The sequence below is a fragment of the Streptomyces sp. R41 genome (assembly GCF_041053055.1).
Classification (GTDB): domain Bacteria; phylum Actinomycetota; class Actinomycetes; order Streptomycetales; family Streptomycetaceae; genus Streptomyces.
Map to the genome: position 1 here is coordinate 6,740,578 of NZ_CP163443.1, position 12,060 is coordinate 6,752,637.

Here is a 12,060-nt window from a genome sequence, read left to right on the forward strand (position 1 = left end):
GTGAACTCGCGCCAGCGCCGCGGCGTCATCCTGCTGGTCCTCTCGGCCCTGTGCGCCCTGGGCGCCTTCGCCGGAGTGCTCTCGGTGATCCGTGACGTGAACTCCAAGGTCGGCCCGGAGGTGGCGGCGTACCGCCTGAAGGACGACATCGCGCCCTACAAGGAGCTGTCGGCCGACCAGTTCCAGAGGATCTCGATGCCCGAGCGCTGGCTGTCGGACACGGCCGTCACCAGCCTCTCCCAGATCCGCGGCAAGATCGCGGTCACCCAGCTGGAGAAGGGCTCCCTGCTGCAGACCGACATGATCGTGGACCGGCCCGAACTGGCCGCAGGACAGCAGGAGATCGCGATCATGATCGACGCGGCGACCGGCGTCGCGGGCAAGATCAACCCCGGTTCCCGGGTCAACATCTACGCCACCTTCAAGGCCGAGAACGACAAGGGCACCGACCAGTCCAAGGTCATCGTCGAGAACGCCCGCGTCATCGACGTCGGCAAGCTCACCGCGCTCGACCCGGGCCAGTCCAGCTCCGACCGACGCAACAGCGCCACCCAGGCCGTCCCCATCACCTTCGCGCTCGACACCGCCGACGCCCAACGCGTCGCGTACGCCGAGTCGTTCGCCGAACACGTCCGGCTCGCCCTGGTCGCGGGCGGCTCCGACGCGACCGTCGCGCCCGGCGACCGTACGTACACCCTCGACGAGGACAAGTAGGAGGCCGCGCATGAGGTCCATCCCCGTGGGGCTTTGCCGATGACCACCCGTATCCTCCCCGCCGTCGGTGACATCGACTCGGCCCGCGCGCTCACCACCCTGCTGAGCCAGCTCGCCGACGCCGAACCGGCGCCGCCCGTCCCCGACTCGACGGCGCTGCTGGACACACTGGCGAGGCTGGCCGCCGAGTCCCTCGACGAATTGCCGGAAGTGGTCCTGATCCACGAACGGATAGGCCCCGTCCCGGCGTTGGACCTGATCCGCGACCTGGTGATGCGCTTCCCGGCGGTCGGCGTCGTCCTCATCACCGCCGATGCCAGCACCGGCGTCCTCACCGCCGCCATGGACTCCGGCGCCCGCGGCATCATCGGCCTCCCGCTGGGCTACGACGCCCTCGCCGAACGCGTCCAGGCCGCTGCCGCGTGGTCCCTCGGCATGCGCCGCCACCTCGGCAGCGGTACGCCCGAGCTGTACGCGGGGCCCGGCGGCACGGTCGTCACGGTGACCGGCGCGAAGGGCGGCGTCGGCGCGACGCTGACGGCCGTCCAGCTCGCCCTGGCGGCAGCGGCGTCGGGCCGCACCGTGGCGCTGGTGGACCTCGACCTCCAGTCCGGCGACGTGGCGTCGTACCTGGACGTGCAGTTCCGCAGGTCGGTGGCCGACCTGGCCGGTATCAGCGACATCAATCCCCGCGTCCTCCAGGACGCCGTCTACACCCACGACAGCGGCATCGGCCTCCTGCTGGCCCCCGCCGAGGGCGAACGCGGCGAGGAGGTCACCGACCGGGTGGCCCGCCAGGTCCTGGCCGCCCTGCGCTCCCGCCACGACGTGGTGGTCGTCGACTGCGGCTCCCAGATGAACGCCGCGACCGCCGCCGCCGTCGAGATGGCCGACCAGGCGCTGCTCCTCGTCACCCCGGACGTCGTCGCCGTCCGCGCCGCCAAACGCATGGTCCGCATGTGGGACCGCCTCCAGATCCGCAAGGCGGAGGAGACGACGACGGTCGTGAACCGTTTCTCGAGGGGTACGGAGATCCAGCTCTCCCTCGTCGAACGCGTCACCGGCACCAAGGTCGCCCGCTCCGCGGTTCCCGCCGCCTTCAAGGAACTCCAGTCCGTGGTCGACGCCGGCCGGCTCCAGGACCTGGACACCCGCTCGACGGTCAAACAGGCCCTGTGGGCGCTTGCGGGCGAACTCGGCCTGGTGGCCGCCCAGGAGAGCGGCGGCGGAGGCCGCCGCCGCAGGACGTCGTCGGACCGGGGCGCGCTGGCGCTGCGCCGCCGGGGCGGCGACCGAGGGGCGGTCACTCTGGAGTTCGCGGGCATGTTCCCCCTGCTGCTCGTCGTGATGACGATCCTGTGGCAGTGCGTCCTGTACGGCTACTCGTACTCGCTGGCCGGGAACGCGGCGGACGAGGCGGCCCGCGCGGCGACAGCGGCGTACGCGGTCAACGGCGATGTCGCGGGCGCGTGCGCGGCGGCGGGGAGCAAGCATCTGCCGGGCGCCTGGAGCGGCGCCGAGATCAACTGCACCCCGGCGGGCTCGGTGATGAAGGCCACCGTCAAGGTCGACGTGCCGCTGTTCTTCCCGGGGTTCGACGCGGGGTGGCGTGTGAACGGGGACGCGGGGGCGGCGCTGGAGGGGGACGGAGGATGACCCGCTCGACGCTCCGCCGCAGGCCCGCCGGCCGCATGTCGCCGACTCGCGCCACGAGGCCTACTGCCGGCCTCGCGCCGGTCGGTGGTTCTGGGTCTGCTGCCGGTCTTGTGTCGGTTGGTGGGGCTGGGCCTGCTGCCGGCTTCGTGCCGGTCGGCGGCTCTGCGTCTGCTCCCGGTCTCGTGCCGGTCGGCGGCTCTGCGTCTGCTCCCGGCTCCATGCCGTCGGGCCTCGCGACCGCACCTGCGCCTGGCCTCGCGCCGGCTCGCGGCATTGCGTCGGCTGCCGGTCTCGTGCCGGTCGGTGGCACTGCGCCGGCTCCCGGCACCATGCCGTCGGGCCTTGCCACCGCACCTGCTCCCGGTCTCGCGCCGGCTCGCCGCATTGCGTCGGCTGCCGGTCTCGTGCCGGTCGGTGGCACTGCGCCGGCTCCCGGCACCATGCCGTCGGGCCTTGCCACCGCACCTGCTCCCGGCCTCGCACCCGCTCCCCACCTCCAGCCTGCTCACCCCCTCACCCCCGCTCACCCAATCGCGCCGCGACGGCGAGCAACCACCGCGGCACCGTCCGGCTGTGCCGAACCCGCCGTCACCGCGGCGAAGCCGACCCGCGAGGCCCGGCCGCGGCGGCGCCGCTGGGACGACCGTGGCGTATCCATCCTGGAGTTCGCCGGGTTCCTGCCGATCCTGCTCGTCATCGGGATGGCCGCCATCCAGCTCGGCCTCGTCGGCTACGGCATCAACCAGGCGGGCACCGCGGCACGAGCCGCCGCGCGGGTCGAGTCCCAGGGCGGGGACGGCGCGGCGGCCGGGCAGGCCGCCGTCAGCGGATGGCTCGACCCGAAGGTGACGCCCGTCAAAGGCCCCGATCTCACCACCGCGACCGTCAAGGTCCATGTTCCCGCCGTCATCCCCCTCTTCGGCGACTGGGATGTGACACGCCACGCCACCATGCCCACCGACGACTGACCGACGACCGACCGAGAGGAGCCGATGTCATGAGCCTGCGTTCCCGCATAGCCACCCCCGACGAGTCGGGCCCCGCCCGTGAGGACGGACACCTCGTCGCCGTCTACCGCGCGAAGCTCCTCGAAGAGATCGACCTCGCCGAGATGTCCAGCCTGGCGGCAGCCGAACGCCGCGTACGCCTGGAGCGCGTACTGGGGCACATCATCAGCCGAGAGGGCCCGGTCCTCTCCTCCGCGGAACGCTCCCAGCTGATCCGCAGGGTGGTGGACGAGGCCCTCGGCCTCGGCGTCCTCGAACCGCTCCTCGCCGACGCGTCGATCACCGAGATCATGGTCAACGGGCCCGACTCCATCTTCGTGGAGCGGGCCGGCCGCGTGGAGCAGCTCCCCCTGCGCTTCGCGTCCAGCGAGCAGCTCATGCAGACCATCGAGCGGATCGTCTCCACGGTGAACAGGCGGGTGGACGAGTCGAACCCGATGGTCGACGCCCGCCTCCCCACCGGCGAGCGCGTCAACGTCATCATCCCGCCGCTCGCCCTGACCGGCCCGACGCTCACGATCCGCCGCTTCCCGCGCGCGTACACCCTCCCGGAACTGATCGGCCTCGGCTCCCTCGACGAGCAGATGCTCATGCTGCTCGCGGCCTTCGTCAGGGCCCGCTTCAATGTCATCGTCAGCGGCGGCACCGGCAGCGGGAAGACGACCCTCCTGAACGCCCTCTCCGGCCTGATCCCGTCCCACGAACGCATCATCACCATCGAGGACTCGGCCGAACTCCAGCTCCAGCAGGAGCACGTCATCCGCCTCGAATCCCGCCCCCCGAACGTGGAGGGCAAGGGCCAGATCACCATCCGGGACCTGGTCCGCAACTCCCTGCGCATGCGCCCCGACCGCATCATCGTCGGTGAGGTCCGCGGCGGCGAGACCCTCGACATGCTCCAGGCCATGTCGACCGGCCACGACGGCTCCCTGGCCACCGTCCACGCGAACTCCGCCGAGGACGCCCTGATGCGCCTGCAGACCCTCGGCTCGATGTCCGAGGTCCAGATCCCCTTCGAGGCCCTGAAGGACCAGATCAACTCCGCGGTCGATGTCGTCGTCCAGCTGGCCCGGCACGCCGACGGCTCCCGCAAGGTCACGGAGATCGCCCTGCTCGTCTCGCACGGCCGCGAACAGTTCCGTATCGCGCCCGTCACCCGTTTCGTCCCCCGCCCCGTAGGCGCGGACCGCATCGTCCACGGCCACTTCGAGCACCTCCCGCTCCCGCGCCAGATCGCGGAGAAGCTGTACGTCGCCAATGAGCCGCTGCCGCCCGCCTTCGGCGTCGCGGAGGCCATCGACGTACTCAATACGAGGCAGGCCATCGGATGACATCCCCCACTGTCGACTCCTCCTCCGAAGGGAGGCAGCCATGAACAACCCGGCCCTCCTCGCCCTCGGCACGACCCTCCTCGGCGGCACACTCGCCGTCGCGGGCGTGCACACGTACGCCTCGGGGCGTGCCCAGCGCCAGGCCCTCGTCGACCGCCTCTCCGGCGGCGGCCCGCTGCGTACGGCGGCCGGCCGCGTACGCCGCTTCGCCGGCATCGACCGCCGACTGCGCCGCACCCGCCTCGGCCGCACCATCCACCTGCGCCTGTCGGCGACGGGACTCGACGTGACGGCGGGGGAGTTCTTCACGTACGTCACGGCGGTGGTCGTGGCCCTGTGGCTGATCGCCTCCGCGACCCTCGCCCCCTTCTTCGGCCCGATCGCCGCCGTCCTGGGCGTGTGGAGCGCGGCCATCTTCCTCAACTGGCAACGCCAGAAACGCATCGAGGCCTTCATCAACCAACTCCCCGACGTGGCCCGCCTGCTGGCGAACGCGACGGCGGCGGGCCTTGCCCTGCGCACGGCCCTGGCCATGGCGGCGGAGGAGCTGGAGGCCCCGGCGGGCGAGGAACTCGCCCATGTGGCGGACCAGTTGATGCTGGGCCGGACGATCGACGACGCGCTCGGCGAACTCTCCGAACGCCTGCCCTCCCGCGAGCTCATCGTCCTCGTCACGACCCTCGTCCTCGCCAACAAGGCGGGCGGCTCGGTCGTCAACTCACTCCGCAACCTCACCCAGACCCTGGAAGACCGCAAGGAAACCCGCCGTGAGGTCCGCACGATGCTCTCCGAGGTCAACGCGACCGCCTTCACGGTCCCGTTCCTGGGCATCGGCTCACTCGTGCTGATCAACTCCTCGAACGAGGGAGCGCTGGCCCGTGTCACCGGCTCCCCGCTCGGCCAGGGCCTGGTCCTGCTGGCCCTCGGTCTCTACACCGTCGGCTTCTTCGTCATCCGCCGCCTCGGCAAGATCGAAGTATGAGGGAGGGGTTACGTTGCTGCCGCTGCTGCTCGCCGTCCTGATGGGCGCGGCCGTCGCGGGCGTCCTCCTGGGCATCCGCATGATCCGCGCCGAAGCCAAACTCCCCAGCGACCTCGCGCTCGCCCTGGAGGTCGGCGGAACCCGCGTCTCCAAGGCGGACTCGGCCGTCGACCGCCTCGGCATGCGCTTCGCGCCCACGGTGCTGCGCCTGATGGGCCCCCGCCGCGTCGACGCCAAGCGCCGCCGCATCGACATGGCGGGCAACCCGGGCGGGCTGACGCTGAACCGCTACGCGGCCCGCCGCGCGGTGTACGGCATCTTCGGCGTCGTACTGGCCTTCGTCTTCCTCTCGAACGGCCAGCTCCTCTTCGCCGCCCTGGCACTGGCCTTCGGCCTCCTCGCCGCCGACGCCGCCATCTGGCAGGCCGTCCGCGAACGCAAGGAGGTCATCGACCGCACGCTCCCGGACTTCCTCGACGTCCTTGCCGTCGTCGTCTCGGCGGGCCTCGGCTTCCGCCAGGCCCTTGACCGCGTCGCCGAGAAGTACGAGGGCCCCTGGGCGGACGAGCTGCGCATCACCCTCCGCCAGATGGACATGGGCGTCAGCCGCCGCCAGGCCTTCGACGAGCTCCGCAGGCGCAACTCCTCCGAACAGGTGGCCCAGTTCGTCTCCGCCCTGCAACAGGGCGAGGAGCTGGGCTCCCCCATCGCGGAGACCCTGATCCAACTCGCCACGGACATGCGCCGCACCGACGCCCAGAATGCCCGCCGTCGCGCCGCCAAGACCATCCCCAAGGCGACGATGGTCACTCTGGTCTTCATGCTCCCGGCGACCATGATCCTGATCGCGACGGGGATGTTCTTGGGGTCCGGGACCAACTTCGGCTCGATCTTGGGCCGCTGATGGGCCTCCGGGAGCTGTGGGCGATCGTGCCGCTGGAACGTTCGCAGCTGCGGGCGATCGTGCCGCTCGGGCGGCACCCGTCCCAAAGTGAGCGGCACCCTGCAAGCGCCGGTAAGCACACCCAACCCGAGGGCAACCAGGACGCCGCGGCCCCGGCACAAGGGGCGAGCACAGGTTGGCCCCAGGGCAACGTCGGGTACCTCGCGGACGACGCCCCCGCTCCAGGAAACGTCCGCCTCCAGCTCAACGCCCTCCAGGCCCTCTGCCGCCAGGCCTTCGCCGTACGCCTCGCAGCCATCGCGATAGGCGCCCCCTTCGCGATGAGCAACGCGGCGGACGGCCCGCCCCGCTACGCGGTCCTCGCCGCGGCAGTCCTCGGCGTCATGGGCTCGTACGCCATGCTCAGAGACTGGGACCGCCTGGGCCCCCGTCTCCTCGCGCACCCCACCCTCATGGCAGTGGACCTCACCTTCGGAGCGGTCCTGCTCCTGACGGCGTCCCCCGCTTCCCCTCTCGCCTACGCGACGGTCTGCACCCCACTCCTCGCGGGCCTGCTGTACGGCTGGCGAGGCTCAGGCATCTTCACGGGCCTGCAGCTGATCGTCCTCCTCACGGTCTACCGGGCCTGGGAACACCACCCGGGAGCGGGCGCCAACACCCTCCTCATCGCGGGCTTCTGCGTCGGCGCCGGCATCATCGGCGTAACCCTCCGCAACCTGATGTTCCGCTTCGGCACGGCCAGCCAGGCGCTGTCCGAGGCGACCTCGCGCCTCGCCGTGGCGGAGGCCGTGGAGTCCGAACGGGCCCGCCTGGCCCGCGAGATGCACGACTCCGTGGCGAAGACCCTCCACGGCCTGGCCCTGGCGGCGGAGGCACTGGCCACCTCGGCGGACGAGTCGGACCCGCACACGCTCAAGCGCCAGGCGACGCTGGTGGCGGGCGCGGCCCGCCGCGCCGCGACGGAGTCCCGCGCACTCCTCTCGGACCTGCGCCGCCACACCGACCTCACGACCCCGGACACGGACGTCCTGTCCGAACTCCGCATCCGTACGGCGGAGTTCGAGTCCCGCACGCACCTCACCACGGCGGTACGACACCTGGGCGGGCGCCCGATCCTCCCCTACGCCATGGCCCACCACGTCCTGGCGATCGTGTCCGAGGCCTTGGAGAACGCCCACCGCCACGCGAACGCGAGCAGCGCGACGATCGAACTCGACGTCTCGGAGGCCGAGTTCGCGCTGCGAGTAGTGGACGACGGAGTAGGTCTGCCCCCTTCTCTCGCCCTCGAAGACCTGACGAGAACCGGCCATTTCGGTCTGCTCGGCATGACGGAACGAGCCGCCTCGCTGGGTGGCCGCATCGCCCTGAACCGACCCCCGCAGGGCGGCACCGAGGTCCACCTGACCCTCCCGCTCTCCTCGGCCGCCGCCTCCCCCACACCCCCCACTCCCCAAGAGGAGGCCGCTCATGCCTGACCAGGCACTTACCGGCCCGCCCCTGCGTGTACTCGTCGCCGACGACAACCCGGTCGTCCGGGCGGGCCTGACCGCGCTGCTCGACGGCCACCCGGACATCGAGGTGGTCGCGGCGGCACCGGACGGCGACGAGGCTCTGAGGGCCGCCGCCCGTCTCACCCCGGATGTCGTCCTCCTCGACGTCCGCATGCCCGGCACGGACGGCCTGACCGCCCTCCCCGAACTGGCCCGCCTGGCCCCCGTGATGATGCTGACCTACAGCCGTGAACCCGAGGTCGTGGCCGAGGCCCTGCGCCGGGGCGCGTCTGGCTACTTGGTCCACGGCGAGTTCACCGCCGCCGAACTGATCACGGCCGTACGCGACCTGCGGCACGGCCGGCCAACTGTCCAGGATCCACTCGGAGTTTCGTACGAACCGAACGAACTCGCTTCGCATCTGCAACCATCTATGGCACAGTCGTCAAAGGCTCGATCCGCGTACGCGACGGGGCTGCCCCGGCGCGGCCCCAACCGGCCCGACTTCGGTCTGAGTTCAAGGGAGGTGGAGGTGATGGACCTCATCGCAGCCGGCATGAGCAACCGCCAAATCGCCGCCACCTGCTTCATCAGCGAGAAGACCGTCAAGAACCACATCAACCGCATCTTCGCAAAGCTGCACAGCTCCTCGCGCAGCGAAGCCATCGCCCACTGGCTGGGCACGACCCACGAGGGGTGGAACCGATGACTCCACCCACCAGAAGTTGGGCCCCTGGGCCCACCCGGAGTAGGCGCGTTCTCACGTACGGTGCACGGGTCGGTAGTGGCGTCGGGTGGGAGGGCAGTGACGATGAACAGGTTCGAGAGGTGGACGCGAACCGTTGTCTCCCGGATACAGGGGAAGGAACGGGACGCGGGGGCCGGGTTCGTGGAGTATGCGGGCCTGATGATCATCATTGCGGGGATCTTCACGCTGATCGACCAGTTGGGGCTGGACGGACTGATCTCCGGTGCGATCGGCGACGCGGTCGACCGGGTGATCGGTGGAGGCGGCTGACCACCCATCTCTCGAGCGACGACCGAGGGCAGACTCTCCCGATCTACATCTGGCTGACGGGGATTCTGCTCTTCGCCGCGTTCGCCTTCTTCGCATTCGCCCAAGCAGCGTCCGCCCGCAATGGAGCTCAATCTGCGGCGGACGCTGCGGCGTTGGCGGCGGCGCAGGATGCCCGTGATGAGCTGATGGAGGGTCTGGCGGGGGCCATCGGCAACGACGACCAATGGTTGGACTGGCTCGACGGCGACCTGTTCAAGGGCGCGGGAGCCACGGCTGCCGCCGAGCTGTTGGCCGCTGAGAACGACTCGACTGTGCAGGGCGGCGCCCAGCCCACCACCGTGAACGGATTTCCGGGCTACCGAGTAGCTATCGAGACCCAATACACAGTTGGGGACTCGATCATCCCGGGCACGGAGACCAAGCACGCCAAGGCCCATGCCACGGCGGTCATCGAGCCGCGCTGCACCTTCGCCCAGGACGCGGATCCCAAGAAGCTCGTCGAGCTGGACTGCGGTGGCGACCCCGTGGACATCGATCCCGAAGATTTCAATTCGGACGACCTCCCCGACGCGTCCGTGCTGTTCTCTGTGCATCTGGCCGAATGAGAGGAAGCCGTACCGATGGATCTCCGGCACACCATGAAGGGCCGCAGGGCAATGACCGCGGTGGCGATCACGACTGGGTTGCTCCTCACGGTGGCCGGTTGCGGCGGGGGCGGTGGAGACGGCAAATCAAAGGATGACTCTGCCGCTTCCTCTTCCAAGTCCAGCGAGAGCGACAACGGGAGTCAGTCGCAGACACCGTCTGCCGACAAGGTGCTGGCGACGGCGAAGGACGGAGACATCACCGTCACGATCACTTCGGCCCAGCGTGACCAGGGCGGCTTCGTCACCGTGTCAGGTCAGGTGACGAACGGCGGAAGCAGCTCCTGGCTGGGAGCCGACTGGCAAAGCAACGAGACGGAGTTGGCAGGCAACGGCGGCTCGTTGTCGGGCGCCAGCCTGGTGGACGAGAAGGGCAAGAAGAAGTACCTCGTGCTGAGGGACACCTCCGGCCGCTGTCTCTGCACGAAGTTCTCGCGGGTGCGGCCAGGTGGCTCGGCATCTTGGTTCGCCCAGTTCCCGGCCCCACCCGAAGGAACGACCGCCGTCAACTTCCAAGTGGGCTCATTGCCTCCCACCGCCATCAATCTCACCGAGGGCGAGTAGCCATGGCCCTCACCCCGCGTGCCACCAACACCTTCGCGGCCTTGGCCGTATTGGCCACCCTGAGCCTCACCGGAGGCCCGGCGCACGCCGACGACGATCCCAGCGCTCCACCAGGCAGCGTCACCACCTCCCCACCCCCGAAGGTGGACGCCAACAGCCCCGGTCTCAAGCTCGCCGACGGTGCCACCCTCGCGCCCGCCAAGGTCCTGGACATCAAGTCCGTCGTGGAGGATCTCGGCGGCGAGGAGCGCCGCGAGGACACCAACTCGGACGTGACGTTCGCGCTGCAGGCGGAGGTGCTGTTCCCCAAGGACAGCTCGAAACTGAACCCGGACGCCCGTTCCCGTATCCAGGCGATCGCGGACGAGATCAAGGCCCAGAACGCGACGACGGTCCGAGTCTTCGGCTTCACCGACAACCTCGGTTCGTACGCCCACGGCCTGACCCTCTCCAAGAAGCGCGCGGAAGCGGTCCACGACCAACTGGCCGCCGCCCTCGGCTCGACGGACATCACCTTCGAGGTCCGCGGCTACAGCGAGGACTACCCCATCGCCGACAACACCTCGGAACAGGGCCGCCGCAAGAACCGCCGCGTCGAGGTGACGTTCCCGAGAGGGGCGACGTCAACGTCCAACGCGAGCTGAGGAGGGCAGAGGACGCCGTCGCGATACGGGCGCCTCGGCCGCACGGCATCCCAGGACCCGTGGGGTCAGACGCCCTCCCGCGCCGAGCACACGCTGCCGAGCCGCGACACCCGCCAGCCGTCCCCCAGGACCCCGCCCCCGGCGGCGAGCAGCGCCCCCGAATGCGCCCGTACAGCCTCCGTCAGGGCCGCCCCGCGCAGCGCGGGGTCCGCGCAGAGGGCCTGGGCGAGGGCCGTCACCGCGGTCTCGGCCCGCCGTACCGCGCACACCTGCGGATGTACGGCCCACACCTCGCGGCCGTGCGCCGCCCCGGCCAGAGCGGCGAAGGAAACCAGGCCGCAGTCCACCGGGGTGAGCACCGGGCCGGTGCCCCGTACGAACCGTCCGAACCGTTCCTGCGGAGCCAGTACGGCCAGCACGCCCCCCGACCGCGGCACGAGCCCGGCCGCCGCGGCCACCGTCCCGACCCCGTGCGCGAGCGCAACCCAGTCCGGCCCCTCGTCATGCGCCACCGCGAGCGCCTCCGCCCTCAGCGCCACCGCTCCCTCGACGATCGTGCGGGCCAGTGCGTCCTCGCCGGGTGCCCAGCTCAGCGCGGGGGTCCCGGCCCGTACAAACGGCAGCAGGCAGGGCAGTCCGGCGGCCCGGTACACGGACAGAGCCCGGCGAGCGGTGTCCGCGTCGCTGTGGCCGACGACCGCCGTGTAACCGGCTTCGGCGACGGCATCCGCGACCCCCGGGGTCTCGTCGTGCACGTGCCACTCGGCGGCGTCCGGACACGCGGACCGCGCCCGGTCGACCCGTCCGAGGAGGACCGTGCCCCAGACCGTGCGCGGCCCGGTCAGCGGGGCGACGACGGCGATGCTCGGCCGCGGCACCGGATCAGCCCCAGATGAACGAGTCGTTGCCGTCGGCCGAGACCACGACCTGCGGTTCGGCGTCGGCCGTCGAGGCCGTCCCGCCGAGGACGAGGGCCGCGGCGAGCGCGGCGAACACTCCCCGGAGCAGGTGCGTACGGCGCGAGGACGCGGCAGCGGACGGGGCGGAAGGCGTGGCGGAAGATACGGATTCGGACATGGGAGTCCCCCTGGAAGTGGTCGATCGGT

The 12,060-nt window shown here is 70.8% G+C and carries 14 protein-coding genes; 12 read left to right on the forward strand and 2 right to left on the reverse strand.

Annotation, left to right across the window (positions count from 1 at the left end):
* The 12 genes from cpaB (at position 1) to AB5J53_RS30935 (ending at position 10,954) form a co-directional block, all read left to right on the forward strand.
* Positions 1 to 714, forward strand: coding sequence for a Flp pilus assembly protein CpaB (gene cpaB / locus AB5J53_RS30880; protein WP_369248891.1), 714 nt, complete (start codon positions 1 to 3; stop codon positions 712 to 714).
* Positions 715 to 753: 39 nt separating this feature from the next.
* Positions 754 to 2,370 (forward strand): CpaE family protein, encoded by a 1,617-nt coding sequence (locus AB5J53_RS30885; RefSeq protein WP_369248892.1) that lies wholly within the window; start codon positions 754 to 756, stop codon positions 2,368 to 2,370.
* Positions 2,371 to 2,810: 440 nt separating this feature from the next.
* Positions 2,811 to 3,338, forward strand: a complete 528-nt coding sequence (locus AB5J53_RS30890; RefSeq protein ID WP_369248893.1) for a TadE family protein — start codon at positions 2,811 to 2,813, stop codon at positions 3,336 to 3,338.
* A 29-nt stretch (positions 3,339 to 3,367) separates the two neighbouring features.
* A complete protein-coding gene (locus AB5J53_RS30895; RefSeq protein ID WP_369248894.1) occupies positions 3,368 to 4,708 on the forward strand; it encodes a CpaF family protein in 1,341 nt (446 codons plus the stop codon).
* Positions 4,709 to 4,748: 40 nt separating this feature from the next.
* Complete coding sequence (locus AB5J53_RS30900) at positions 4,749 to 5,690, forward strand: type II secretion system F family protein (protein ID WP_369248895.1); 942 nt, start codon at positions 4,749 to 4,751, stop codon at positions 5,688 to 5,690.
* Positions 5,691 to 5,703: 13 nt separating this feature from the next.
* Positions 5,704 to 6,594 (forward strand): DUF5936 domain-containing protein, encoded by an 891-nt coding sequence (locus AB5J53_RS30905; RefSeq protein WP_369248896.1) that lies wholly within the window; start codon positions 5,704 to 5,706, stop codon positions 6,592 to 6,594.
* On the forward strand, positions 6,594 to 8,069 hold the full coding sequence (locus tag AB5J53_RS30910) for a sensor histidine kinase (protein WP_369248897.1): 1,476 nt from the start codon (positions 6,594 to 6,596) through the stop codon (positions 8,067 to 8,069). Before AB5J53_RS30905 ends, AB5J53_RS30910 begins: the two co-directional genes overlap by 1 nt.
* Entirely contained in the window at positions 8,062 to 8,793 is a 732-nt protein-coding gene (locus AB5J53_RS30915) for a response regulator (RefSeq protein WP_369248898.1), read from the forward strand. Before AB5J53_RS30910 ends, AB5J53_RS30915 begins: the two co-directional genes overlap by 8 nt.
* Positions 8,794 to 8,895: 102 nt before the next feature.
* A complete protein-coding gene (locus tag AB5J53_RS30920; RefSeq protein WP_369248899.1) occupies positions 8,896 to 9,102 on the forward strand; it encodes a hypothetical protein in 207 nt (68 codons plus the stop codon).
* A complete protein-coding gene (locus AB5J53_RS30925; protein WP_369252579.1) occupies positions 9,099 to 9,707 on the forward strand; it encodes a pilus assembly protein TadG-related protein in 609 nt (202 codons plus the stop codon). Before AB5J53_RS30920 ends, AB5J53_RS30925 begins: the two co-directional genes overlap by 4 nt.
* A gap of 15 nt (positions 9,708 to 9,722) precedes the next feature.
* Complete coding sequence (locus AB5J53_RS30930) at positions 9,723 to 10,310, forward strand: hypothetical protein (protein WP_369248900.1); 588 nt, start codon at positions 9,723 to 9,725, stop codon at positions 10,308 to 10,310.
* Positions 10,311 to 10,312: 2 nt separating this feature from the next.
* A complete protein-coding gene (locus AB5J53_RS30935) occupies positions 10,313 to 10,954 on the forward strand; it encodes an OmpA family protein (protein ID WP_369248901.1) in 642 nt (213 codons plus the stop codon).
* Positions 10,955 to 11,019: 65 nt separating this feature from the next.
* On the opposite strand, the gene AB5J53_RS30940 is transcribed toward AB5J53_RS30935, so the two are convergent.
* Positions 11,020 to 11,832, reverse strand: a complete 813-nt coding sequence (locus tag AB5J53_RS30940) for a hypothetical protein (protein ID WP_369248902.1) — start codon at positions 11,830 to 11,832, stop codon at positions 11,020 to 11,022.
* Between the two features lie 4 nt (positions 11,833 to 11,836).
* Positions 11,837 to 12,031 (reverse strand): hypothetical protein, encoded by a 195-nt coding sequence (locus tag AB5J53_RS30945; RefSeq protein WP_369248903.1) that lies wholly within the window; start codon positions 12,029 to 12,031, stop codon positions 11,837 to 11,839.
* Positions 12,032 to 12,060: the final 29 nt, after the last annotated feature.

Coding starts and splice junctions, on each gene's coding strand:
- AB5J53_RS30885 (WP_369248892.1), top strand. CDS start 754: ATGACCACCCGTATCCTCCCCGCCGTCGGTGACATCGACTCGGCCCGC.
- AB5J53_RS30915 (WP_369248898.1), top strand. CDS start 8,062: ATGCCTGACCAGGCACTTACCGGCCCGCCCCTGCGTGTACTCGTCGCC.
- AB5J53_RS30935 (WP_369248901.1), top strand. CDS start 10,313: ATGGCCCTCACCCCGCGTGCCACCAACACCTTCGCGGCCTTGGCCGTA.
- AB5J53_RS30910 (WP_369248897.1), top strand. CDS start 6,594: ATGGGCCTCCGGGAGCTGTGGGCGATCGTGCCGCTGGAACGTTCGCAG.
- AB5J53_RS30900 (WP_369248895.1), top strand. CDS start 4,749: ATGAACAACCCGGCCCTCCTCGCCCTCGGCACGACCCTCCTCGGCGGC.
- AB5J53_RS30895 (WP_369248894.1), top strand. CDS start 3,368: ATGAGCCTGCGTTCCCGCATAGCCACCCCCGACGAGTCGGGCCCCGCC.
- AB5J53_RS30890 (WP_369248893.1), top strand. CDS start 2,811: ATGCCGTCGGGCCTTGCCACCGCACCTGCTCCCGGCCTCGCACCCGCT.
- AB5J53_RS30945 (WP_369248903.1), bottom strand. CDS start 12,031: ATGTCCGAATCCGTATCTTCCGCCACGCCTTCCGCCCCGTCCGCTGCC.
- AB5J53_RS30920 (WP_369248899.1), top strand. CDS start 8,896: ATGAACAGGTTCGAGAGGTGGACGCGAACCGTTGTCTCCCGGATACAG.
- AB5J53_RS30930 (WP_369248900.1), top strand. CDS start 9,723: ATGGATCTCCGGCACACCATGAAGGGCCGCAGGGCAATGACCGCGGTG.